Below are 26,619 nucleotides of genomic sequence, written 5' to 3'. Positions count from 1 at the left end.
TCTTTATTATCCTAAACGACAGGATCGGCTATTCTCTTAACTGCCCGATAGTCATAACGCTTTCTCCGGCACGGCAGTTCGCGGGTCGGCAGTCGACCTTCGGTATCGGCGCCGGTGAAGGTACAGTGAGGTTTTTGTGACAGTATGACTGGTACCCGGTGTCAGGCCGGTAATCGGCCGAACAATTACAATATACACCGCAGGGGCGTTGAGACAAACAAAAAAAGGCCGCTCTCCCGGAGAGAGCGGCCTTTGTTGTCTAACGTACTGAGCGAACTCAGTCAGCTATCGCATGCATCCAGGTGCGCTTAGCAGCCCGGGATACAGCCAGCCGGAGCCGGACCACCAAGGAACAGGAAGTTCACGAGGTAGATCAGGTCGGACAGGTCGAGCGCGCAGCCAAGATCACCGTTGATGTTGGCAGCAGCCGGACAGGCCGGGGCCGGACCACCAAGGAACAGGAAGTTCACGAAGTAGATCAGGTCGGACAGGTCAACCGCACCACCGCCGTCGTTGTTCACGTTACCCGTGAAGCCAATGCAGCAGCCCGCGGGCAGCGGCCGAGTGGCCAGCGGCATGTTGTTGGTAAACCAGGTGCGACCGGCCTGGATGGCGTTCACGAGGTCGGCCTCGACGCCGTCGCGCACGGTCGCCTGAACGATCCAGTATTCCAGCGTATCGCCGGCGGCCAGGGTGTAATCCTGGAAGATCGCCATGGCCATGTGCTGGTCTTCGGTCGTCGGGTCGATCGTGAAGCCGGTCTCATCGGTCATGTTCCGCCACAGCTCGATCGGGATGAAACCACCTGCCGGGAATACAAAGGTCGGGTTCGACGCAGTGTAGAACCGTTCGGGCGGAGTGCTGGTGTTGACGTTGGCACCGGTCGAGTTGTCACGGAAACCGATCAGGGCAGCGCCGCCGAAGCGACCGCTGTTGTCCTGGCACTCGAGGCTGTCACCGTGCGACTCGTTGACCTCACCGCCGCGCTGATACAGGACACCGTTCACCGGAACCTGGCCGGCTGAGTTATCGGTGCCGGAATCCGACGGGATATCCCAGTCCCAGGCCTCGCCGATGACCAGACCGCTCTTCGCGGCGCCCGTCTTCGACCATATCGCAACGCGATGGATGATGAAGGTGGCGTCGCCCGCATCCTGTGCTCCGTACGAGGTCTTCTCGAGAATGAGCGAGGTATCGGTGGTGGCAAAGAATCCCGACCAGTAGGCATCATAGGTGCCACCGGTCAGCGAGTCGGCCAGCAGACCGGGCGCATCGTAGCCCGCGTCGGCCAGCGGACGGAAGGCCTGTTCCGTAGCCAGCGAGAGGCTGAAGATCGACCAGTTAGCCGCGATGGTGGTGTCGGTACCGTCAACCGTATCGACCCACATAACGACCGGCGAGTTGTCGTACAGATAGACGCGGGCGTTACCCGGAATGGTGTCCAGGCCCGGCAGCGCGTCGCACTCGTCGCCGGTCATCCAGAAGTCCATGTTGGTGCGACCGGAGTCGGCGCCGGCGATACCGTCGTTACCGGCACGGCCGCTGTTCCCGTTGTTGCCAACGGTGAGGCTGATGTATCCGGTGGTGATGGTATCCCAGGCGAGACCGACGATCGTGTCGGCGATAATCAGGTTGATATCAAGGCTGATGGAGTCGCGAACGGTCGGCTGGTCGACACGGAGGACGACTCTGCCGATCAGGTTGACGACGGAACCCGGGTTATTAACCACGCCGCCGTTGTTCAACGTCACCAGGGCGGTGTCGAAGTTGTTCGGGGCGATACCGAGGTTCACGGCCACCTGGTTGCAGGCGAGCCAGTTGGCCGGGCCGGAATCCTGCTGTGTAACCAGCGTCCCGGTCAGCGGAGCAGTACCCGAGTTCTCGATGATCAGGTTGAACGACGAATCTTCACCGTGGTTCAGATAGGTCGGGAAGCCGATCACGGTCGGCGAGACGTTCGGGTTGGCTTCGACCACCGGCTCAACGCAGGGCAGACGGAACCAGCGAACCGGGTTGCGGGTCAGCGTCTCGGAACCCTGCGAGCCGATACCCGGGGCCTTGTCGTGGATGTACATCACGTCAATGAAGTAGGAGCCGGTGTAGGACGGATCGGGATCAACTTCGTCGACCGCCTCCATCGGGAAGAGGAGGGAACCGAAATCGGCGTTGTTCATACCGTAGCGGGCCATGGCCGGCCAGTTGTCGCTGGCGCAGTCGTTGGCACCATCGACCACGGTATCGCAGTCCGGGGTGTAGGAGTTGGTCAGGTTGCGAGCCGCATCCCAGGCCAGACCGTTGAGGCCGCCGGAGACGGACAGCCAGAGGTCGCCGTTACCGTTGCGGCCGGCGCCGAGGTCGGCCGAGCAGTCGTCGATCAAACCGTTGTTCGGATCGTTCGACTGCACCCAGATAACATACAGGCTGGTGTCGCACTGGGAGATGCTGACGGCACGGGTGTTCAGCGAGTTGACGTCCATCACACCGCAAACCAGGTTCGGGCTCCACTCGGCGTTATGAACCGTCGAGATGACGCCCGTGTTGCTGGCCCAGTGGAACACGCGGCACTGGCGACCGGTCGCGGTCGAGCCATCGTACACGTTGGCGTTCCACACGATGTGGAGGTTGTCGTTGGTATCGTAAATACCGGTGCTTTCAAGCCAGGCACGGTGACCCGGGACGCCAACCGGATAGTTGGTGATATTGACCACCGGGCCGAAGGACTGACCCATGTTGTTGGATTCACGGTATGCCACATCACGATCCGAGGAGCCTTCCGATTCACCGGCGGCCGGGATCGTGTAGCAGACGGCAACCTTCTGCGAGAGGCGGGACGCAATCACGTCCTGCGAGATAAAGAAGCTGGTATCGATGATCTGGCCTTCCCACGTGTTGGCATCGCCCAACCGGCCGCGTACGCGCCAGAACACGATCGGCTCGACACCGGCATCCGACGCGCCGTAGTTGCACGCGTAGGTGAAGGTATCGGTGCCGTTGACATGATACTCTATTTTGGGCCAGATCAGGTTGTCGGCGGTGTAGAACAGATCTTCGAGCGCATCGCCGATCCGGTTCGTGGCCGAGAAGTCGCAGTATCCGTCCAGGGTGTTGGCCTGATCCCAGAACACCTGGGTCTGGAAGTCTTCGCCGGTGTTCGGGGAGACGTGGGCGCCGAACACGACCGACGACAGCTCACCGCTGATCGACGGGCTCGGAGGCCGGACGTCGATGTTGGCGAAACCGGCGCGCTGGACGTTCGGATCCACAACCGGGCAGCCCGCACCGCCGTTGAGCGGCAGGGTACCGGTGATCGGGTCGAACATCTGGAACGCGACGGTACGGTCACCGGTCACGTTGAGCGACGGACCGAAGGTGTAACCGAAATGGATCTGCGGGCCACCACGCCAGTCGACCAGACGACCGATGGTGGAGTTCCCCTGAATGTCGTAGTACGTAAAGCCGATCTGCCGGCCGGCCGAACCACCGTCCATGGCCTCGAGGCCCACGGGCCAGTTGATCCGGGTACGCACAGCATCGCTGCCCTCAGCACCAATCTTCTGCATCTTCGGCTTCAAGACAAAATCATATGCTTCCATCTTGTTGATAGCCGTGTTCTTGGCGACAGCCGAGACGCTCAGAAGCCCTACCAGTACCAGGGACAGGACAAAGAACAATGAAATCTTTCTTGCCATTCTTTGATCCTTTCGACGGATTGAAGTTCCCAACGTTCACTCTGTTTTGTCATCCGTGGCGGCCGCGGCGGCGATTCGCCGGGCGTCAGCGGACAAGATCTTCACGCGGTGTGCAGGGTCACACCGTCGGCACGTGAAATTGTTACTCCCTTGTAGATTACACCTCCTTTCACGAACCGCACATACCGTGCACGTGCAGGTCGCAGACTAACATATCGCCCTCAGGTTAGCGTAAACACTGATTGAGGTAGCACACGCATTCTTGAAAAGGTTTGTTCCAAGCCAGTGCCGGTAATACGCGGACAGCACCAAAGAAAGAGAGACGTTCCAAGGCGCGGAGCGCGCGTTACGCCCGGACGTGCGAGTAAATGTTGTTTGTAGCCAGTTTTTTTCCGAGACCCTAAGTCAGTAATAAAAATACGACTGGTTCAGGCTTTTGTCAAGACAATAACCCCCCCTGAATCCGCCGTATGGCTGCGGGGCCGACAGGGAAAAAGCCGCCCCGTGGAGGGGCGGCTTTTCGGAGTATTAAGAGCCTGCCGAAGTGCTTATTGTGGAGGCTGCGGGCCGTTGTTGTACATGAAGTTGATGAGGTAGAAGATGTCGGTCAGGTTGACACCTGTGTCATCGTTAACATCGGCCACATCCATAAGCAGCGGAGCCGGTCCGCTCCGGAAGAGGAAGCTGACCAGCACGGCTAAGTCGTTCATGGTGTAGCGACTATCCAGATCGATGTCACCCCGCAGGGCATTGACCACCACCAGACTCGTGGTCAGCGTATCGGCCAGTCCGCTCGGGTCACTGGTGATAAAGGTGAGCGGAGTCGATGTGCCAACATCCGTCAGGTCAGGCTGCCAGATGAATGTTCCGCCGGTCGTGGTCGGAGCGAATGTCGCTCCGGGGAGGATCGGATCGATCGGCGTACAGGTGGTTGTCAGCGGGTCCAGATCTGGATCATATGCCGCCACCGGCAACTGGTACAGCGTGTTGGCGGGTATCACAATCTGGATGGACAGGGCTGTCGTAAACGTCGGGGCCTGATTGCCGGCCTCAAGGACGTTTATTGTCACCCGCTGCGTGTCAATAGCGCCACCGACATCGGTCGCCCGGAACAACACCCCGTAGGTGCCGGCCTGGGTGAAGTCCGGCGTGAAGATGAACGTTCCGAGGTTGGAGAAGGAGGCGTTGTACACAGCGTTGCTGTCCGGCAAATCAGAGACTGAGATGGTCGCAAAGTTGCCACCACCGTCCGGATCGACAGCGCTGACGCGGAAATTGAGCGAGTCGCCTTCGGAGATGGTGAAGGGACCGGCTCCATCCGGGAAGCCCAGATCCGGCGGCTGGTTGACGTTGTTGACCCGGTACTGAACGGACGGATAGACAACCTCCACCGCAGGGTCGATGGCGTCGATGACATAGTAATCGACGTTGTACAACGAGAACGAACCGAAGTTGTTGCCCTGCGTGTAATCGGGGGTAAACACGAGGGTACCGGTGCCGTCGCCGTTGTCGGTAAATGTCATGTTGGTGGCCAGCGTATCGGCGGTGCCACTCAGGTCAGCCCGGAGGGATGGGATGTTTCCGTCGGGATCGGTGGTGAACACCGTGACGGTAAGAGTCTGTCCCTCGTTAACGGTCTGAGCGGTCGGGAAGGGCAGAATGAAACGAGGCGCCTGGTTCACGTTGGTCACGGTAATGGTCACGACTTGAGAGTCATACAGCAGCGGGTCGATAGCGTCGATCGCGTAGAATATGACCTCATGAAGGCCCGAATCCGCGAAGGTCGGTGTCCAGGTGAATGTCCCGTTACCCAGAATGGTGCCGCTGGGGACAAAGGTCGCGCCGGTCGGCAGCGGACCGGTCGCCACGGTCGGCGGGGTCTGATCGGGGTCGGTAGACGATATCTGGAACTGCAACTGCGAATTTTCCGCCACAACGTAGTCCGGGATCGGGTTGAGCACGGGCAACTGGTTGCCTGCCTCGAGAACCTCGATCGTGATGGTGACGGTATCGGCCGATCCAACCTGGTCGGTCGCGATGACGCCAACATCATAGATTCCGGCAGCCACGAAGTTCGGCGTCCAGCTGATGGTCGCAGATCCGTCGCCGTTATCGGCGAAGGAAGCGCCGGTGGGCAGGGTGCCGGAGACCGTACTCAGAGTAACCGGACCGCCATCGGGATCGAAGGCCGTGAAGCTGAAGCTCAGCGCGGCGCCCTCGGTGACGAACGGAGCCGGGATGGAGTCGAACACCGGCAACTGGTCGCCGGCCTCGATCACCTGGATCAGCACCGTCATACGCGTCACATCGAATCCGTCACTCGCGCTGAACTGCACATAGTACAATGCCGAGGGACCGTCGCCGGCCTGTGTGTAGTCCGGATTGAATTCGAAAGCGGCTGTACCTGTGCCGAGATCCACGAGGGTCGCGTTATCCGGAAGCGTGCGGGCGAAGATGGTAGGCGGCGTGGCGCCGTCCGGATCCGTGGCGCTGATCAACAGCGACAGCGTTTCACCTTCGGTGATAATCTGCGGTCCGACCGGTTCGAAGACCGGCGGGTCGTTGACTTCGACGACGTTGACAACGATCGTGGCGGTGTTCGAGAGGGCCGGCGAGCCCTGATCAACCCCGAGGATACTGAATGTCCGCTGCCCGAGGTCGGCGGCGGTCGGAATGAACCGGAAAGTACCGGTATTGTCGCCGTTGTCCACGAAGGTCGCATTAGCCGGCAGGCTGACTCCGGAGAGCAGCACGCGAGGATTCGCGGCCGGACTGGTGGAGTCGGAGGCCGTCACCGTGACAAACAGGGTGTCGTCAACCACTACCCCGTACGGCCCGCCGGTGACGATAGAGGGCGGCTGGTTGATATCGACCGTGGTCAGGCGGAACCCGAGCACTCCCGTCTGCGGCGGTGTGCCACCGTCGCTGGCAATCACAAACACTGAGTCTGCGCCGGCCTGGAAGAAGTCCGGTGTATAGGTGAAGGTCGCCGTGCCGTTGTTGTTGTCCACGAAGCTATACTGCGTGGAGTTGATCGCCGTATTGATCGAAAGCGCCGGTATGGTGCCGTCGGGATCGGTCGCGGTGAAGGTGAGCACCAGCGAGGTTCCCTCGAAGACCGACGTATCGGGCTGGGCGGTGAAGACCGGCGGGCGGTTTCCGGCTTCGTTGACGGTGATCGTGACAATCTGAGAGTCGGCTGCAATGCCGTCCGATGCGATAAACGTCACCGTGTACACCCCGGACTGAACGAAGTTCGGCGTGAAGCTGAACGACGCCGTGCCGTCCAGATTGTCGGCGAACGTCGCATTCTCCGGCAGATTCTCAGCCGTCAATGTCGGGAAGGTACCGTCGGCGTCGAATGCGGTGATGGTCACCGCCAGCGTCTGACCCTCGACAATCGTCGTGTCGTTGAAAGCCGTCAGGACCGGAATCTGGTTACCGGCATCGTTGACGGTGATCACGACGTCCTGTGAGTCTATATCGATACCATCACTCGCCAGGAAGCGCACCGTGTATGATCCGGCCTGCGTGAAGTCCGGATCAAAGACAAAGGTGCCGGTACCGTTAAGGTTGTCGGTGAAGGTCGCGTTCAGCGGTACGCTGGTCGCAGACAACACCGGCGTAGTGCCGTCGGCATCGCTGGCCGAGACGGCAAAGGTCAGGTTGGTACCCTCGGTTACGTTCGCATCCGGAATGGTCGCCAGTACGGGAGCCTGATTGGTCTCATTGACCGTGATGGTGACGACCTGCGAATCGACCGCAAGCGAGGCATCGAGCGCCTTGAAGACGATGCTGTACGTGCCGCTCTGCGTGAGGTCCGGCGTGAAGGTGAAGTCACCCGAGCCGGTACCGTTATCGGTGAAGGAGGCGTTGGCCGGGAGGATGGTACCGCCCAGCTCGTATGCCGAGAGTGTCGGTATCTCGCCGTCCGGATCTATGGCACTGATTACGACGGCCAGGGTCTGGCCTTCGATAATGGTCGTATCGTTGATCGCGGCCAGAACCGGCGGCTGGTTGCCGGCGTCAGTCACCGTCACCACCACCAGCTCTTCATCCGTCAACAGCGAGTCGTCCGTCACCGTAAAGGTGATGTTGTACGTACCCGACTGCATGAAGTCCGGAATGAAGTTGAACGTCGCCGTCCCGTTCCCATTATCTACAAACGTCGCATTCAACGGCAATCCCGTCGCCGTGATCGACTCCAGATTACCGTCAGGATCGGACGCCGTGATCGACAGATTCAACGTCGAGCCCTCCGCAACCGTCTGAGGACCGATCGGAGCTAGCACCGGAGCCAGATTGATCTGGTTCACCGTGATCGTCACCTGCTCCGCATCCGTCCCAAACAGGTTGTCCGTCGCCGTGAAGATCACGTTGTACACGCCCTGCTGCGTGAAGTCCGGCGTGAACGTAAACGTCCCCGTCCCGTCGCCGTTATCCGTAAACGTCCCGTTCACCGGCACGTTCGTCGCCGTCAGCGACTGGATCGTCCCGTCGGGATCGGTAGCGCTGATGCCAAACGTCAGCACCTGACCCTCGTCAACCGACTGCGGACCGATCGCCGACAACACCGGCGCCTGGTTCCCCGCCTCCGTGATGGTGATCGTGACTGCCTCGTTGTCGCTCAGCAGGCCGTCACTCGCCGTAAACGTGATGTTGTACACGCCCGATTGCGTGAAGTCCGGCGTGAAGCTGAAGGACGCCGTCCCATCACCATTATCCGTCAACGTGGCATTGGCCGGAAGCGGCGCCGCCGTTATCGACGGGAACGTTCCATCCGGATCGGAAGCCGTCACCGTGAACGCAAGAGTCGCGTTCTCCGTGCCCGAACGTGGTCCGATCGGATCCAGAACCGGAGCCAGGTTCACCTGGTTGACCGTGATCGCAGCAACCGTACTTCCCGTCGCCAGACCGTCGTCGGTCGCCGTAAAGGTCACGTCGTATACGCCCTGCTGCGTGAAGTCCGGCGTAAAGCTGAACGAACCCGTACCGTTTCCGTTGTCCACAAAGGTCGCGTTCGCCGGTACGTTCGCCGCCGTCAGCGACTGGATCGTCCCATCGATATCCGTCGCCGTCACCGTAAAGGCCAGCGTCTGCCCTTCGTTCACCGACTGAGGAGCGATCGGCGTCACCACCGGCGGCTGGTTGCCACCGTCCGTCACCGTCACCACCACCAGCTCATCATCCGTCAGCAACGAGTCATCCGTCGCCGTAAACGTGATGTTGTATGTACCCGATTGCGTGAAGTCCGGGGTGAAGCTGAACGAGCCGGTGCCATCGCCGTTATCCGTAAAGGTCGCGTTCGCCGGCAGCGGCGACGCCGTCAGCGACTGCAGATTGCCGTCCGGATCGGACGCCGTTACCGACAGATTCAACGTCGAGCCCTCCGCCACCGACTGCGGGCCGATTGCCGCCAGCACCGGCGCGAGGTTCACCTGGTTGACCGTTATGGCGACCACTTCATTATCGGTCGCCAGACCGTTGTCCGTCGCCGTAAAGGTCACGTTGTACACGCCCTGCTGCGTGAAGTCCGGGGTGAACGTAAACGTCCCCGTCCCGTCTCCATTATCCGTAAACGTCCCATTCGCCGGCACGTTCGCCGCCGTCAGAGACTGGATCGTCCCATCCACGTCGGTGGCGCTGACACCAAACGTCAGCACCTGACCTTCGTCCACCGAACGAGGACCGATCGCGGCCAGAACGGGCGGCTGGTTGCCGGCGTCAGTCACCGTCACCACTACCAGCTCTTCATCCGTCAACAGCGAGTCGTCCGTCACCGTGAAGGTGATGTTGTACGTACCCGACTGCGTGAAGTCCGGAATGAAGTTGAACGTCGCCGTCCCGTTCCCATTATCTACAAACGTCGCATTCAACGGCAATCCCGTCGCCGTGATCGACTCCAGATTACCGTCAGGATCGGACGCCGTGATCGACAGATTCAACGTCGAGCCCTCCGCAACCGTCTGAGGACCGATCGGAGCTAGCACCGGAGCCAGATTGATCTGGTTCACCGTGATCGTCACCTGCTCCGCATCCGTCCCAAACAGGTTGTCCGTCGCCGTGAAGATCACGTTGTACACGCCCTGCTGCGTGAAGTCCGGCGTGAACGTAAACGTCCCCGTCCCGTCGCCGTTATCCGTAAACGTCCCGTTCACCGGCACGTTCGTCGCCGTCAGCGACTGGATCGTCCCGTCGGGATCGGTAGCGCTGATGCCAAACGTCAGCACCTGACCCTCGTCAACCGACTGCGGACCGATCGCCGACAACACCGGCGCCTGGTTCCCGGCGTCGTTCACCGTGATGGTTACGATTTCAGCATCGGTTACCGATGAGTCGTCACGGGCCGTAAAGGTGACGTTATAGATACCGGCCTGACTGAAATCAGGCGTGAAACTGAAACTGCCCGTACCGTCACCATTGTAGGTAAAGCTTGCGTTGGGCGGGAGCGGCGCGGCTGTAATAGCCTGCAGATTGGCGTCCGGGTCTGAGGCGGTTACCGTAAAGGCAAGGGTAACACCTTCAGTAGTCGAGCGCGGCCCTATGGAGGCGAGCACCGGAGGCAGGTTCACCTGATTGACGGTGACGACCACCAGTTCGTCATCGGTCAACGAACCATCGTTCGCCGTAAAGGTGATATTAAACGTGCCGGCCTGCGTGAAGTCCGGATTAAACGTAAACGTGCCCGTGCCGTTCAGGTTGTCCACGAAGGTGGCGTTGGTCGGCAGCGGCGAGGCGCTGAGCGACGGTATTGTTCCGTCGGCATCCGACGCCGAAACCGTAAACTGCAGCGGGTCGCCTTCATCCACCGAACGCGGACCAATCGCGGCAAGAGCGGGCGCCTGATTCGTATTTGTCACCGTGACAACCACAAGTTCGTTGTCGGTGAGCGCTCCGTCCCCGGCCGCGAACGTGATATTAAATGTCCCGGCCTGCGTGAAGTCCGGGGTGAAGCTGAACGAGCCGGTGCCATTGCCGTTGTCCGTGAAGGTCGCGTTGGTCGGCAGCGGTGTGGCGCTCAGGGCCGGGATTGTACCATCGGGGTCACTGGCCGTTACCGTAAAGGCAAGGGTCGCACCCTCGGCCGCCGACCGCGGGCCGATCGGGTCCAGAACAGGCGCACGGTTGACATTGTTTACTGTAACAACGACTACCTCATCATCAGTAGCCGTACCATCACTGGCCGAGAAGGTAATGTTAAACGTTCCGGCCTGCGTGAAGTCCGGGGTGAAGCTGAACGAGCCGGTGCCATTTCCGTTGTCCGTAAAGGTCGCGTTGGTCGGCAGCGGTGTGGCGCTTAGGGCCGGAATCGTACCATCGGGATCACTGGCGTTCACCGTGAAGGCAAGGGTCGCGCCTTCGTTGACCGACCGGGGGCCGATCGGGTCGAGTACCGGCGCCAGATTCGTGTTAGTAACGGTGACAACGACCAGCTCATCGTCCGTCAGAGCACCATCGCCAGCACTGAAAGTTATGTTGTAAGCGCCCGTCTGACTGAAGTCCGGCGTAAAGCTGAAGTCGCCGGTGCCATCACCGTTGTCTGTGAATGTCGCATTTGTCGGCAGCGGCGAGGCGTTCAGGACGGGAATAGTTCCGTCGGGGTCAGTCGCAGTCACGGTGAAAGCGAGGGTGGCACCCTCGGCAACCGAGCGCGGGCCGATCGGAGCAAGGACCGGGGCCTGATTGACGTTGTTAACCGTGACAACGACTACCTCATCATCAGTAGCCGTACCATCACTGGCCGAGAAGGTAATGTTAAACGTTCCGGCCTGGGTGAAGTCCGGCGTAAAGCTGAACGATCCAGAACCGTCACCATTATCTGTAAAGGTGGCATTTGTCGGCAGTGGTGTGGCGCTTAGGGCCGGAATCGTACCATCGGGATCACTGGCGTTCACCGTGAAAGCAAGAGTGGCACCTTCGTTGATCGATCGAGGGCCGATTGCTGAGAGCACCGGAGCCTGATTGATGTTGTTAACCGTGACAACGACTACCTCATCATCGGTAGCCGTACCATCACTGGCCGAGAAGGTAATGTTAAACGTTCCAGCCTGGGTGAAGTCCGGCGTAAAGCTGAACGATCCAGAACCGTCACCATTATCTGTAAAGGTGGCATTTGTCGGCAGTGGTGTGGCGCTCAGGGCCGGAATGGTGCCATCGGGGTCACTGGCGTTCACCGTGAAGGCAAGGGTCGCACCTTCGTTGACTGACTGCGGACCGATTGCAGCAAGCACCGGGGCCTGGTTCGTACCGGTAACCGTCACGACCACGAGCTCGTCATCGCTCAGGGCGCCGTCACTTGCCGAGAACGTGATATTGTAAGTGCCTTCCTGAGTCAGGTCGGGTGTGAAAGAGAAGGAGCCGGTGCCATTGCCGTTATCTGTGAATGTCGCATTTGTCGGCAGCGGCGAGGCGTTCAAGACGGGGATAGTCCCGTCGGGGTCAGTCGCAGTCACGGTGAAAGCGAGAGTGGCACCCTCGGCAACCGAGCGCGGGCCGATCGGAGCAAGGACCGGGGCCTGATTGACGTTGTCAACCGTGACAACGACTACCTCATCGTCGGTAGCCGTACCGTCGGTGGCTGAAAACGTAATGTTGAACGTTCCGGCCTGGGTAAAGTCCGGCGTGAAGCTGAACGATCCAGAACCGTCACCATTGTCCGTAAAGGTCGCGTTGGTCGGCAGTGGTGTAGCGCTCAGGGCCGGGATTGTACCATCGGGGTCACTGGCATTCACCGTGAAGGCAAGGGTAGCGCCTTCGTTGACCGACTGCGGGCCGATTGCTGAGAGCACCGGAGCCTGATTGATGTTGTCAACCGTGACAACGACTACCTCATCATCGGTAGCCGTACCGTCGGTGGCTGAGAATGTAATGTTAAACGTGCCGGCCTGGGTGAAGTCCGGCGTGAAGCTGAACGATCCGGTACCGTCACCATTATCTGTAAAGGTCGCGTTGGTCGGCAGTGGTGTAGCGCTCAGGGCCGGGATCGTACCATCCGGGTCACTGGCGTTCACCGTGAAGGCAAGGGTCGCGCCTTCGTTGACCGACTGCGGACCGATTGCTGAGAGCACCGGAGCCCGATTGATGTTGTCAACCGTGACAACGACTACCTCATCATCGGTAGCCGTACCGTCGGTGGCTGAGAATGTAATGTTAAACGTGCCGGCCTGGGTGAAGTCCGGCGTAAAGCTGAACGATCCAGAACCGTCACCATTATCTGTGAACGTGGCGTTGGTCGGCAGTGGTGTGGCGCTCAGGGCCGGGATGGTGCCATCGGGGTCACTGGCGTTCACCGTAAAGGCAAGGGTTGCGCCTTCGTTGACCGACTGCGGACCGATAGCTGAGAGCACCGGGGCTTGATTGATGTTGTTAACCGTGACAACGACTACCTCATCGTCGGTGGCCGTACCGTCGGTGGCTGAGAATGTAATGTTAAACGTTCCAGCCTGGGTGAAGTCCGGCGTAAAGCTGAACGAACCAGAACCGTCACCATTATCTGTAAAGGTCGCGTTGGTCGGCAGTGGTGTAGCGCTCAGGGCCGGGATCGTACCATCCGGGTCACTGGCGTTCACCGTGAAGGCAAGGGTAGCGCCTTCGTTGACCGACTGCGGACCGATAGCTGAGAGCACCGGGGCTTGATTGATGTTGTTAACCGTGACAACGACTACCTCATCGTCGGTAGCCGTACCATCACTGGCCGAAAACGTGATGTTAAACGTGCCAGCCTGGGTGAAGTCCGGCGTAAAGCTGAACGAACCAGAACCGTCACCATTGTCTGTAAAGGTGGCATTTGTCGGAAGCGGTGTGGCGCTCAGGGCCGGGATGGTGCCATCGGGGTCACTGGCGTTCACCGTGAAGGCAAGGGTCGCACCTTCGTTGACTGACTGCGGGCCGATTGCAGCAAGCACCGGGGCTTGATTGATGTTGTCAACTGTAATGACGACCTGTTCGGAGTCGATATCGGCGGTCACGATGTCGTTAGCGTAGAATGTGATATTGATCGTTCCCGCCTGCGTGAAGTCGGGCGTAAAGGAGAAATCGGCGGTGCCGTCGCCGTTATCCAGGAAAGTCGCGTTTGGCGGCAGCGGCAACGATGTCGTCAGGGTCGGGATGGTCAGGTCCGCATCCGACGCGGTGATGACGAGGTTCAAGGTCTGCCCTTCGTCGACCGACTGTGCCCCAATCGGGTCGAGTACCGGCGCAACGGTCTGCGCGGAGGCGCCGACGGCGACTATCGCCAGTACGAAGAGAAGAGCAACTACCTGTCTCATGTGCAACATTTATAGATCCTCCTCACGCCTCTATTTCAGGAACAGCATCTTTTTCGCCGCGGACTCGTCATCGACCCGTAAGCGGTACAGGTAGATACCGGTCGCTACTCGCTGACCGGAGTCGGTCGTGGCGTCCCAGACCACGTTGTACGTGCCGGGAGTGAGTTTATCATTAACCAGCATGGAGACTCTTTGTCCGAGGACGTTGAAGATCTCCAGGCTGACCTTCCGTGGTCCCACCCCTCCGGCGGTACCGGTGCCGACCGTAAAGCTGATGGTTGTGGTCGGATTGAAGGGGTTGGGGTAATTCTGCGCCAGGGAGAAATCAAACGGCAGTTCCGGACCCATGCCGCTGACCGGGATGGACGCGGCGTTAGGATTGGCCAGAAGCGCCTTGTTCATGCGAATCTTGGTCTTGTCCCCCGGTTCGATATTCTGCTTGGCGATGACCGGTATACGCACCAGTTCGGCAGCGCCGGCCTGAAGCAGCTCGGTCTCCTTGAACGGCGCCATGTGGTACAGCAGGACGGTCATGCGCTGACCGTGATCTTTATAGCGGATCACGAAATTGGCGTCATCGTCGGTCAGCATCGGGATACCAAGCGACACGGCCGCAGGGTCATACGCCAGTTCGAGCTGTACGCCGGCGACTAAGTCGGGCAATTCCGATGCGACGCTGATCAGCCCGGACGATCCGGCCATCAGCGGATCAAGCTCGAGTGCGATCACGGCAGGCTGATCGGTGTTGATCGGCGCCGGCGAGATGTCGACGGGGATGCCGTAGATCGAGTTGATGATACCCACGAGGTCGAAGACGTTTATGGAGGCATCGATAATGATATTGCCGGTAGCGTACTGACGCGGGGTGAACGTGAAGTCACCGATAATATTACCCACACAGCTCACGGCGTCGGCGACGTCGATCCGCTGATCGAGGTTGATGTCACCGAGCGAGTCGACTTCGACAAGCCCCGATTCCGTCACCAGTTCGAGCGACCCGAAGTTTGGGTCGGGGTTGACCGATTCGCGGCCGTTGCTGAGGGTGATGGGAATCTCTACCCAGGGCGAGTTGCTGGAGTCGATAGTCATGACGGTCCAGAGAATCGCCGTCGTGGTGTCGGACACAACCGGCTCGTTGGCCAGACCGAAGGTAACGACGCGGACCTGGCCGGGGGTCGTGCCGACGTTGTCATAGATGACCCAGTCGGGTATGCGTCCGCTGGGGACGAACGAGTCAATCTTGATTTGCGACGGCGGGTAGCTCATATCGTACTGCACGCCGTACACGTTCGGTTGCTGCGTGACGAGGTTAATCGGGAAGTAAACTCCACCGGTGCCGCGCAGCCCGCCGACGGGGGCGAGGTCTTCAGCAGAAGTCGAGAACAGGCGATCGAATTGAAGCTCGGTAACGTTGATCGTGACCGATACTACCCGTTGCTGCGAGTCACCGTCGACCGCCGTAAACGTCACCGAGAACACGCCGGACTGGTTGAAATCCGGTACCCAACTGAACGAGCCCGCTGCGGTCGGAAGACCGGTGGCGGGGTTGGGTGCGAAGCTGGCGTTATTGGGCAGGTTGCTGGCGGTCAGCGTGACCTGCTTGCCGTCGGGGTCGGTCGCGGTTGCCGTAAAGGAGAGCGCCTGGCCCTGTTCGACCGTGTAGACGCCGCCCGGCGGGTTAAACGTGATATTTGGTGCGCTTCCTGTTCCGCCTCCTCCGCTGCTGTATGTAACCGTCTGGTTCTGTGAGGCAGTCAATCCGCCGGCGCCGTAGGCGGTGAGGTTATAGACGTAGGCGCCATCGACCTGCGGCGGGAGGTTGGTGGTAGAACCGGAGGCGTCAAATCTGCCCAGCAGGGTGCTGCCGCGGCTGATTCTGACCGAGTCCGCGTTCGATGTCGTCCAGGTGAGCGTTACGCTCTGGCCGGGTCCGACACTCGAGGGCAGCGCAGTGAAGCTGTTGATCACCGGATCCGAGCCCGGAACGTATTCCGTATCGACGATCAGGGCGCCGCGGGTGGCCACCGGGAAGCGCGGCGTGGAGTAGGCTTGCGGGACGGTATCGATATCGATGACGTTGCCTTCGCCGTCAAAGGTCGTATCGAAAATCGTGTCTCCGGTATAGAAAAAGGCTGCCAGCTCTGTCTGGAAGCAACCGTCGAGATACACGACCTCGGTCGGGAAGTCACTGGAGTCTATGTAGTAGTTGTTTTCCTTGTACCAGTCGAAGTACAGGGTATCGAGATGGTTCGCGGACGGGTCGACCTGCATCTTGACGTACAGTACTACGCTGTTGCCGGGCACGATGGTATCGAGCGGCGGCTGGAAGTCCGAGAAGAGCAGCGACATGACGCTGACCGAATCGACGAAACGCGTATTGTACGACCGGTACCGGGAAGCGGACAGTTTGTACTGAGGCGTGTACACATAAAACGGTGCGGTCCCGGTGCGGGTCCATCGGTCGATCGGAAAACGGCCCGTGATAGGCGTCGCCGGGTTGATGGTCGCGCCGTCCTGAATGTCGGCGAGAATACTGTCGGGAATACCGGCCGTGTCGCCGAGAATTCGGACATCGACATACGTAGAGTCATCGATAAAGATATCGGGTCCGACGATCGTGGTTTCCGGCACGTAGACCGGGTTGAGCCATTGTTCCTCGTACGCGAAAAGCATCGAGAAGCCGCTGAGGATTTGGGTATTCTCAAGCCGAATCGGTATCAGCGCCGTATCGCCCGGACGAGCTCGCAGAAGCGGAATGGACACCCTCTCAGTCGGGAAGGTGGTGAAATCATCACAGGAGATTATTTCGGGCGGCGGCGGCGGCGGCTGGATCTGGGCCTCGGCCCCGGACCACAGCAGCATCACTGCCGGCAGAACTAAAAGAAGGATTCTGAATCGCTTCATTGCTACCTCTACCATCTATGCATCAACACAAACATTCACGGGATATGCCCGGTCATCTATTTCAGGAGCATCATCTTGCGCGATAAAGCTGCCGTGGCGGTTTCCAGTCGGTAAAGATAGATTCCCGACGAGACTGTCCGGCCTGACTGGTCCGTTCCGTTCCAGGTTACCTGGTGGCTGCCCGCCACCAGATCGCCGTCGACCAGTACTTTCACCTGTTGTCCCAGCACATTGTATACCGACAAGCGAACCGACCCCGAAACGGGCAGATCGAAGCCGATTTGCGTCTCGGGGTTAAACGGGTTCGGATAATTCTGATGCAGCACAAACTCATCGGGCACTTCGGCTTCGGGAGGCGCCAGGGAGAGCGCCGCTACCCGGCCGTCGACCGTACCCATCTCGGCTGCAACCAGTGTAATACTTTCTGCATTTTCGACTGCAAAGAGCCCGTGGTGCCCCGACCGCAGGATGGCGCCGTCCAGCGAGTAAAACAAGGCGCGAACGGTGGTTCCGGACTGGTGAGCGGCGATCGTCATCCTATGATCGATCGCTTCAATCCGCGCGACATCAAAACCGGGCGTCGTCTCAAAGGTCACCAACGCGGCGGCGATGTCCAGTTCGGACTCATACCAGATTTCGCGACGGCTGAATTCAGTCTGCGAGGAACCCATAAGGGCGGTCGGGACCGGACCATCGAGCAGTCTCGGCGCCGCTTCGCCGCCGACTACAATATTGATGAGGGCGACCAGATCGGCGATCGACGCCACTATGTTGTCGCCGTTGATATCGGAATTGGCGTACTGGATCACGCTAAACGGGTACACGGCCGGATTGATGAAGTGATTCGTAAACAGAATGACGTCGCCGATTTCATACTGGATCCCGTTGAGATTGATATCGCCGACCCGGACCGTTCCAATCGATTTGATGTATATCGCGCCATTCTGGCGGTACACCTGAGTAGTGTCAATGCGGGCGCCGAGGGTGTCGCTCAGAGTGTTGTCACTGCTCCCGGCGGTGCCGCCCAGATATTTGAACTGCACCGGCACCTGATAGCCCGAGTAGGCGAGGTCATTGGTGACCTCGAAGGTTATGCGGGCGATCGGGCCGCTGCCGGCGGTCAGCAACGTGCCGATCGGCGGCGCGTTATCCGAGATTCCCACTATGCGGATACTGCCGGGGATGGAATGGTCGTTATGCGTGACCGTGAAATAATCAAAACCTTCCGACCTCGTTCCATTGCTGGTCACGCCGACTATGCTGCTGGCGGTCAGATCGTACCCGACGAGCAGGTCGAAACCGGAGACTCCGACAAGATTTTCGAGCAGGACATCTATCGTGACATCATCGCCGAGTGAGGCTGAGGCCGTGTCGATTACCAAAGAATAGAGGGTCGCGGGGCGGACACGGACGGTGACCGACGCGGTGTCAGCGGCTGTATGCGGGTCTTCGACGATAAAACGGACGATGTACTCCGATGTCTCCGTGATGGGTGACTGCCAGGTATACGTACCGGGATTGCCGGGAGTGAACAGGTAACCCGGCTGTGATGACTGGACGTGCCAGGTGACGGTCTCAAAATCGGCGTCGGTCGCGGCGACGTCAAACGAGACGATTTCGCCGGCGGCTACGATGACTTCGGACGGCGCCGAAATCTCGGGGCGGCGGTTGACGTTGACGACGCTCAGGTCGATCGACTGCTCGACGGCGAACTCGCCGTCGCCGGCCCAAAACACCACCGCAAACGGGGACCCGTCGGACGAATACGGTCCCACAAATCCGGGGGTCCAGGCAAAGCGGCCGGTGCCGTCACCGTTGTCGACAAACGTGGCGCCGGTCGGCTTGGAGGTCGCCGCCAGCGTGATGTTATCGAGATTCGGGTCGCTGATCGCGATATCCAGTACCAGTTGCTGGCCCTCGAACACGTACTGGTCTTCCAGCCCGACAAACGACGGCGCCTGGTTGGCGGATTTGATGGTGATGGCGCCCGGCGTGAAGTCCGGGCGGATCTGCGTCCCGACGGAGTTTTCGCTGATGATCAGCTCGCCGCCGGGAGGATAAAACAACGTATCGATCACCGTCTGTAAGCCGGGTTCGGCTTCGGGATCGATCGTAAAAATCGCCGTAAAAAACAGCCCGTCACCGGCCTCGATAGGCGGCTCGGTGAAGCGGACGACGGCCACGACGAAGTGCCCCTTGATATCGCCGGTTTTTTCCGGCGCGATCAGCTTCGTCTCAAGGTGTTCAGCCCGGGAGCCGGTAAAACTGATCGAAGTCAGGGTGAGCAGGCTGGTGTCATAGGTCAGCGGGACCGAGATGGAGCCGATGGTCTCATCATTGCGGACGTTGATCCGGACGGCGATTTGGTCGCCGGCCCGGCCCTCGACTGCGTCGATGTAGACAAGATCGGGCTCACCATACGGATCGTCCGCGGCGACACCAAATCCTGCTGCAAACAACAGCACGATCAGTAATACTACCCCAGAGCGCCCCAAACTCGCAAACATACGTTCTCCTGTCGAGTTTCGTCCGAGCCTGCATTGAGCAAGAATCGGACCGGAACCCGAATTATGCCGAGCCGCCAAAGACCGTCCATCGGTCAATCGCTCGACCCGCCCTCAGTACTGTCTGGCCTTCCTTAAGATCCTTATAAGGATAGGTATATCTGTGACTTACGAGCCTATCCCCAGGCTCGATTCAGCAATAGCGGTATGGCGGCGTGAAGTCTCCTGATGCTGCAGTGAGTACGGGGTACAATGAGGTGAGGCTTTGTACACAAAAAACGCTTACAAGCTCGTGCAAAAGTGCATGCGCTTGCATAGTAGTTACGTCTTTCAAAGTGCCCCCAAAATACGATAGAATTACTCCCGATACCGGCCTTGTAGGTCCAGAATGCCAGTTTGCGGTGATCATTGGACTCGCGTCCTGATCCGATGTAATTCTTTCGTTCCAACGCTGCTGCTTGTCCTCTTCATGAACGAAACGAGTCGATCCAACCTCCTTACCACCCCCCGCGGCCGGGTCAAAGCAAGGATACACTCTTGCCGAAATCTGTCAAGGGCCGATCGTGTTTTCTGGTCAGAATCCTGCCGCGATATCCGCGATCGCGATCGTCAGCGGAACCACATCGCGGCGTCGGCACATGAACCTGAATCCCTCATTCAAAACCAAAAAAAGGCGGTCCCTGTCAGTAGGTTCCTTCCGATCTGACCGGTCATTGTCATCATGACGACCATCGCACGACCATCCTACGTCAGGCACAGCCCTTCGTTGTTCCAGCAATTGCTTGCTTACCCGTTATCGTAACGAATCGATCGTGCCTCCCTGGTGTGACACCGGGTTCGAAATTTCCCCGGAAAGGGGGTTAGCCCTTTCCGGGGTATTGTCAAGCGTCATCGACGCCTGGCAGACAGAGACACAGAACTACTTCAGAAGCACCATCTTCATGGTCTTCGAGAAGTCGTTCGCCGACACCTTGTAGAAGTAGACACCGGACGACTGGTTCGTCATGTCGACTTCGATCGAGTGCGAACCGGCCTGGTAGGTGCCGCTGATCTCCTGCACGAGCTGACCCGTGACGTTGAAGATCTTCACGGACACATCACCGCTGGTCGGCAGAGCGAACTCAATAGTGGTGGTCGGGTTGAACGGGTTCGGGTAGTTCTGGGCAACCGAGTAGTCGGTCGGCATCTCGAGGTTGCGAACCGGAGCACCGTCATAAGTGGCCATCTCAATGTAGTTGACACGGCCGTTGGTGTTCAGGAACGCGCCTTCGAAGGTCGCACCCTGCTCGGTCGAGAAGATGATGGTTCTCCAGACGCCGTCGACGTTGGCGGTCTTGATCTCCATGTTGTCAGCCAGCAGAACCGGCTCGGCGCCTTCGCTGATCACGAACGCAGCCGCAACAGGAGCGTTAACCGACAGAACGCCACTCGCGTTGGTGTACGCAACATCAACCGGTACGGTCTTCGGATACGGGAACGCATCGCCGATGACCACACGGATCAGGTAAACAAGGTCGGCCACCGTCAGGGTCAGACCGTCGACGTTGACGTCGGAAGCAGCAGTCGCGGCTTCGATCGGGAACGCGGCGCCCTGGATAACGGTGAACGCGGAGTTACCATAGATGAAGTAGTTGGTGAACATCACAACGTCAGCGATGGTGTAAGCCACGCCGTCGAGGTTGATGTCGCCACGATCGTCGATGTCGTCGGCGCAGATAATGTCAACGCCGCCGTTGTAGAAGCCAATCGCCTGACGCGGGGTCGGCTTGTTCGGATCCGGGTTTTCCAGACATTCAGCCTGGACGCCCAGATAGGTCGGGAAGCCGTAGTTCGGGTCAGCGATGTTCAGCGAGTAGATGTCGTCGCCCACGCCCTGATAGTCAAACACGGCCTGCGACACGAGCAGCGTGTCACCACCGATGTTGGACATGGTGTTGTCGGTGCAGTCGACCCAGAAGAACCGGATCGGCACGTACTGGCACTCAAGGTTACGGTCGGACGAAACCAGGAACTCCAACTGGAAGAGGATACCGGTCGTGCAGTCCCACGTCGGATGGTTCGGACCATCGTTCGTCTCGGCAATACCGGTCACGCTCACCATACCGCTCGGGCAGCCGCCGGAGCAGTTGCCGTTGGCGCCGGTACGATAGGTGAAGTATTCCCAGTCGCAATCCTGATAGAACGGCGAGTTGTCAACAATCGCTCTCGAGAAGCTGAGAGCCGAGGCATCGTACACGATCAAGAAGCTGAAGCCGCCGATCGGGCCTTCAGCGGCATCCAGAGTGACGTCCACGGTGGTGAACTGGCCCTGGAGAGCGCCGAGACCGGTCTGGCCTTCGTCCTTCTCAATCACTACTGCGTACGGAGCGCCTTCAACGGCGATGAAGGTGATGATGCACGCGTCGGCCATGTCGCCGTCGGTGGCTTCCACTTCAACCGTAAAGGTACCGGCAGCGGTGGCATTGTAGGTCACTTCGCCGGTGTTCGGATCGACGCTAGCATCGCCGGCACCGGTGCCGCCGATGATCGACCAGGTGATCACGTCGCTGCAGCCATCGGTCGCATTGAGATCAACAAAACGGTCGACACCGACCTGGGCATTGACCTCAACAGCCGGGCAGTTGGTGATGACCGGAGCCTGGTTGCCGACCATCACGTTGACGAATGCGGAGGGACCCTGACCGGCTATTGGATCGGAAGCCGCAACTTCGATCACATAGTTGCCCACGTCGGCAAGACCAGGATTCCAGGACCACACGCCGCTTTCGTCGTCGATGGCGCCGGGACCGCTAACGAGGATGAAGGTGTACGGAAGGTCGCCTTCCGGATCAGTTGCGTCGAAGTCGTGTTCGAATTCTGCGCAATGAAGCTCGTCGATATCAACCGGCGCGTTGGTGATAGTCGGCGGGATGTTCGGGATGGAGTCGAACATCCAGCAGTGCGGACCCGAGTGGGTCGGGAAGATATCGCCGGCCGGCGGATAGTTGGCGGCGCTGCCGGCCCACTTCCAGGTCAGCGTCGGCGGATAGGTCGCCGTCGAGTCCAAGCAGATGGTCAGGCCGTCGTTGGCGCTATTCGCCATGTCAAGGTCAAGGTCGATGAACCACGCGACCTCGCTGTAGCCGCCGGCAGGGATGTTAAGACCGCCGCCGAAGGCCACGCCGTTGAAACCAAGCGTGTCAGCGCCAATACCGTCAGCGCTGAACGAGTTCACGGACGTAACGTTGAAGTTACCGCTGGAAGATGCAAAGGTTGCAATAGTCGATCCAACGATACCGGGTTCCCATGTCGCGCCGTCCGGCGAGTAAACATGGAAGCCGCTGGTGTAACCGGCGAGTTTGACCACGTCTTCACGGATGTTCACACGCATGTTGAACGTCAGATGGCCCGTGATATTGCGTCCGATTACGCCCGGCGAGTATTCACCGTCCAGGTTTTCCAGGACGATGGCGTTCTCTGTCACCTGAGCGTTTACCAGCCCACATGCAAAGACTGTTACAAACAAAGCAAGGAAAAATGAAATGCGCTTCATTTTTTACTCCTACTTAGTCCAATTACTTAGTAGCCGATTTGAACGAATAATGAACGCCTCTTCTTTTCCCCCTCTGCCACTGTTATGAGCCGTCTGAGAATGAGAGCCACCAGATCCTCGTGACAACCCTGGCCAGAGCAAAAAGAGTCACTTATCCGTTTACTCATCTTGAGCGCGTGCTACTACCTCTTGTAAGCGTCCTCCCTACCATCAAGGGTTTTTCTTTCCTAGTTAAGCGACACGGCGGTAAGCCGTATCGCGTTTCTTTCGAGACTGACTGACTCGAGACTAACGTTTATCTGTTTATCGCTCATTAGCGTCAAACTAGAAGTACATGTTGCGGTCATGAATGCACCCATACATTCACACAGGACGCCGTCCCGGCCCATCCGGGGGCGGCGTGGCCGCGACGGCTAGCAGCCGTCGCAGGGTTCTGGTCCTCCAAGGAAGAGGAAATTCACCAGATAAATCAAATCGGACAGGTCTACATCGTTGTTGGCATCGCAATTCACCGATGCGTTGCCCATATTAGGCGGCGGCGGGCCGCCGAGGAACAGGAAGTTTACGAGGTAAATCAGGTCAGAGAGGTCCACCAGCCCCTCCGCGTCGCCGTTGACGTTGCCGCACTCCCGGCACAACACGAGCAGGGAGCCGTCCTGCACGAAGACGTTGGCGGTGTCGAGCACCGAAATGACGGCATCAAAGTACTCGACCGAGTCATACGGCGGCAGGGATACTTTCAGGTAGTCAATACATTCGTTGCCGTCCCAGGCCACGCACCGGAAGAGGTTGCTGTCGGGAATCGTGTCAAGCAGGTATCCCACGGCGGTGCCGTTGGGGCGGGAGAACACAAACCACTGTTTGGCGAGGTCGATGATTTCAATCGGCGAAAAGACGAACTGGGAATCGGGATCGCACTGCAGGATGTCGGAACGCAGGCGGAAGAGCACGCGGGCGGGGCCGCCGCCGGTGAAGGGCGGGATGCCGGGCGTGAACTGACCGTCGCCCTGCACGTTAGCCAGCGCCGTGACGCGGATGTCGTTGCCGTCGGCGTTGATATTTCGCGACTCGACATATTCCCATCCGGAGATGAGCGTCCCGGCGGTGTCGATATCACCGACCAGCGCTTCGACAGTGTCGACATGGATGAAATCCCAGGTCGGACCGTGCAGGGTTTCCTCCCATGACACGGAATCCTGGCAGTTGGGGAAAGAACCGGTCATGCAATGCCAATAGGTGGTGTCCACCACGGTATCGAGATCGGTCTGGAATTTGGCTATATCGCTGCGAGCAAACCGGAGCCAGAGCGTGAACGCGCCGACCGTGTCCTGGTAGTTTTCCAAGTACACGGTTATGACGGAGTTCAGTTCTCCACCGGCGCCGGTGGTATCGCCAACGCGAACGAACAGAGTTTGCGCCTGGGTTGTGGGGACCGCGGCGAGTATGACGCCAACGGCGATCAGGATCAAGAGCAGACGGCTGAGCCGCGTGAGGTAAGAGCCGAAAGGCATACCTGCCTCCTATCCGGTTTATAATGCTGACACTGTCACCAAGTTACGTAGTACACACGACTGACACGGAAAGAACCCACACGTCGCCACCGCCGAACCATCGTTCCCGGACAGTCCTCAGCGGCTCTTCGAAACGTGTACTTTTGAATTCTTTAACAACGGTTGCGTGTTTGTAAGTAACCTGTTAGTATTGTCGCCTTCGACCCCCACAGTCGGTCAGCGACCTGAAGTACTTACTCTGACAGTTCGCGCTCGGAAAGAATCGGCTCTGAAGATTCGTACGTTCAACTGTATGACTTGAGTTGAGGCACGACTGTGAACGTAACACCTATCATCCAAGGGCCAATATATGCACCTGCGCAGAACTTGTCAATACCGAAAGGCCGGCTCATTCACACTTTTTTTTATGCGGCGAGCGGGGCGCCGACATTCGGACAACCGTGTGTACTCCTATTGTTTTTGTCGTGTCTTACCGAGCCACCGGCGCGTCTGATTCCAGGCGCTCCAGCGAGCGCCCGGCGGGCCGACATGACACCAATACGCCGGATGAACCTCCGGGCGCACGGTGACGCGGCCCGCGCGACGATGATTCGCGGACTGACCTCGATGCGCACCTTCTGCAATCATCATGCCGTCGACGGCACGATCTCCGATGTCGGACAGATTCCGTTCGCGTGATCGACGCATGGAGCGTGGTCCAAGCGTGGTAACACGTTAGCGCGGCTGTATCGGTCACGATTCGGACGCGCCTGATATGTCGGTATGCAGGGGGCGCCGCTGTCAACCTGCACTCACCTGCATATATCGGTCATCCGCGGCGGTCGGCCACAGTTGGATGGGCGGATGGATCTCAATTAATGCCGACTGTTCACCGGGAGGGCACTCTGGAGCATGACAGGTACGGGAGCATGATCGAACGAGACCGGGAGCATCTTCAGCACTGACTATATAACATTGATCGGCAGACGATTAGGCGGTTTGTTCTCGGCCTGGCGGTACGCCGGCTCCAGTCCGGAGCATGAGGCAGAATTGGCAGCGGGCTACCGGGATGCCGACCCGTACCGGGATCGGGTCGGCCGACAACTTTATTATTGACTGTGGTCTCGGCCTTGGGCATATACGGACACAGTTCAGGTTGAGGTAAAACAGACGGCGATGAGGGTGTGAGGTATTAAAATGAAGATGTCGCGACAAACCAAAGAGATAGTCAAAGTCGTATTGTTCTTTGTGATCGTCGGGCTGGCCCTCACGTTTTACGTCATCTACCCCCTCAATCGAACGGAAGCCGCCATGGCGCGCGAGTCGGATGGGTCCGAGGACTCCGGGAGCGATTCTCTGGTGCTGGTCAACGACCCAACGCCGTTTCTAGCGGCCGGTCTTCATGCCGATACGTTTCGGGTCGAGGCGGACGGCCTCACGACTTTGAGCTGCCTGTATATTTTGCCGGACTCGATCACCACGCCGGATAGCGTGGCCGGGACGGTATTTCTGATTCCGTCGGAGGAAACCGACCGGACCGCCATGTTGCCTATGTCGTCGGCGCTGGTTGATTCGGGTTTTTCCGTGGTGACCTACGATCCACGGGCTACGGGCGGCTCCACGGGTGAATACCACGGGGAGGGCCGGTACGAGGCGAATGATCTGGAGGCCCTTCTGGCCTGGCTGGTGATCCGCAACCGCCTGATTCACCCCGTGACGGTGGTTGGTGGAGGGCTGGGAGCCGATGCAGCTCTGCTGGCGGCGCTGGAAGAATCGCGGATCGACCGGGTGATCGCGTGGCGACCTCACCTGACGACGTCGCGCTGGCTGGACCGGGTTGCGGAACGCGAGGGGTGGCTGTGGTTTCCGTTCCGGCGTACGGTGATGTGGTTCTGGTATAGTCTTCGGTCGGGTTACGCGGCCCCCTATCGGGATATGGAGCAGCTGGCGCCGGTGGCTTGCCCCACGGTTCTCGTGCTGCCGGAGTCGGGTGAAGACGAGACGGTCCGGCGGCTTCGGGAATTGTCGGACGACAGCCTGCTGACGATCAAGACGACTGCAACTGCGGATTTCGAGCGTGCGCAGGAAACCATTATCGGTTTTATTGCGCAATCCAGGCGATGAACTCCAGTCGTATTTGACCTCATAGATGTATACACGGACGTTCCGGGTCACTCCCCGCCTCATTTTTGTCGCCTACCTGGCGATTTATCGCCTGGCATCCGGGAGCGG

At 59.1% G+C, this 26,619-nt stretch carries 8 protein-coding genes; 2 read left to right on the top strand and 6 right to left on the bottom strand.

Features of this window, described 5'->3' with window-relative positions; genetic code table 11:
* Positions 1-308: 308 nt before the first annotated feature.
* From RBT76_09825 to RBT76_09800, 6 genes are all read right to left on the bottom strand, one after another.
* The gene (locus tag RBT76_09825; GenBank protein ID MDX9858079.1) at positions 309-3,689 is read right to left on the bottom strand and encodes a hypothetical protein; all 3,381 of its coding nucleotides are present in this window, start codon (positions 3,687-3,689) and stop codon (positions 309-311) included.
* A gap of 548 nt (positions 3,690-4,237) precedes the next feature.
* Positions 4,238-13,966: an Ig-like domain-containing protein gene (locus RBT76_09820; protein ID MDX9858078.1), complete on the bottom strand. Its 9,729-nt coding sequence runs from the start codon at positions 13,964-13,966 to the stop codon at positions 4,238-4,240.
* 21 nt (positions 13,967-13,987) lie between these two features.
* On the bottom strand, positions 13,988-16,861 hold the full coding sequence (locus tag RBT76_09815) for a T9SS type A sorting domain-containing protein (protein ID MDX9858077.1): 2,874 nt from the start codon (positions 16,859-16,861) through the stop codon (positions 13,988-13,990).
* Between the two features lie 56 nt (positions 16,862-16,917).
* On the bottom strand, positions 16,918-19,368 hold the full coding sequence (locus RBT76_09810; GenBank protein ID MDX9858076.1) for a cohesin domain-containing protein: 2,451 nt from the start codon (positions 19,366-19,368) through the stop codon (positions 16,918-16,920).
* Positions 19,369-20,284: 916 nt separating this feature from the next.
* Positions 20,285-22,897 (bottom strand): T9SS type A sorting domain-containing protein, encoded by a 2,613-nt coding sequence (locus RBT76_09805; protein ID MDX9858075.1) that lies wholly within the window; start codon positions 22,895-22,897, stop codon positions 20,285-20,287.
* Positions 22,898-23,310: 413 nt separating this feature from the next.
* Positions 23,311-24,408 carry a hypothetical protein gene (locus tag RBT76_09800; GenBank protein MDX9858074.1) on the bottom strand — a complete coding sequence of 366 codons (1,098 nt, stop codon included), beginning with the start codon at positions 24,406-24,408 and terminating at the stop codon, positions 23,311-23,313.
* A 528-nt stretch (positions 24,409-24,936) separates the two neighbouring features.
* Here RBT76_09800 and RBT76_09795 point away from each other — a divergent pair.
* On the top strand, positions 24,937-25,086 hold the full coding sequence (locus tag RBT76_09795) for a hypothetical protein (protein MDX9858073.1): 150 nt from the start codon (positions 24,937-24,939) through the stop codon (positions 25,084-25,086).
* Between the two features lie 498 nt (positions 25,087-25,584).
* Positions 25,585-26,511, top strand: a complete 927-nt coding sequence (locus RBT76_09790) for a CocE/NonD family hydrolase (protein ID MDX9858072.1) — start codon at positions 25,585-25,587, stop codon at positions 26,509-26,511.
* Positions 26,512-26,619: the final 108 nt, after the last annotated feature.

The sequence above is a fragment of the Candidatus Zixiibacteriota bacterium genome (assembly GCA_034003725.1).
Taxonomy (GTDB): domain Bacteria; phylum Zixibacteria; class MSB-5A5; order GN15; family FEB-12; genus WJMS01.
The sequence above is the reverse complement of the archived record's forward strand: the minus strand, read 5'-3'. Positions and strand labels throughout refer to the sequence as shown.

Bases quoted from the DNA above. Each gene is read 5' to 3' on its own strand.
- RBT76_09825 (MDX9858079.1), bottom strand. From the start codon at position 3,689: ATGGCAAGAAAGATTTCATTGTTCTTTGTCCTGTCCCTGGTACTGGTA.
- RBT76_09820 (MDX9858078.1), bottom strand. From the start codon at position 13,966: ATGTTGCACATGAGACAGGTAGTTGCTCTTCTCTTCGTACTGGCGATA.
- RBT76_09815 (MDX9858077.1), bottom strand. From the start codon at position 16,861: ATGAAGCGATTCAGAATCCTTCTTTTAGTTCTGCCGGCAGTGATGCTG.
- RBT76_09810 (MDX9858076.1), bottom strand. From the start codon at position 19,368: ATGTTTGCGAGTTTGGGGCGCTCTGGGGTAGTATTACTGATCGTGCTG.
- RBT76_09805 (MDX9858075.1), bottom strand. From the start codon at position 22,897: ATGAAGCGCATTTCATTTTTCCTTGCTTTGTTTGTAACAGTCTTTGCA.
- RBT76_09800 (MDX9858074.1), bottom strand. From the start codon at position 24,408: ATGCCTTTCGGCTCTTACCTCACGCGGCTCAGCCGTCTGCTCTTGATC.
- RBT76_09795 (MDX9858073.1), top strand. From the start codon at position 24,937: ATGACACCAATACGCCGGATGAACCTCCGGGCGCACGGTGACGCGGCC.
- RBT76_09790 (MDX9858072.1), top strand. From the start codon at position 25,585: ATGAAGATGTCGCGACAAACCAAAGAGATAGTCAAAGTCGTATTGTTC.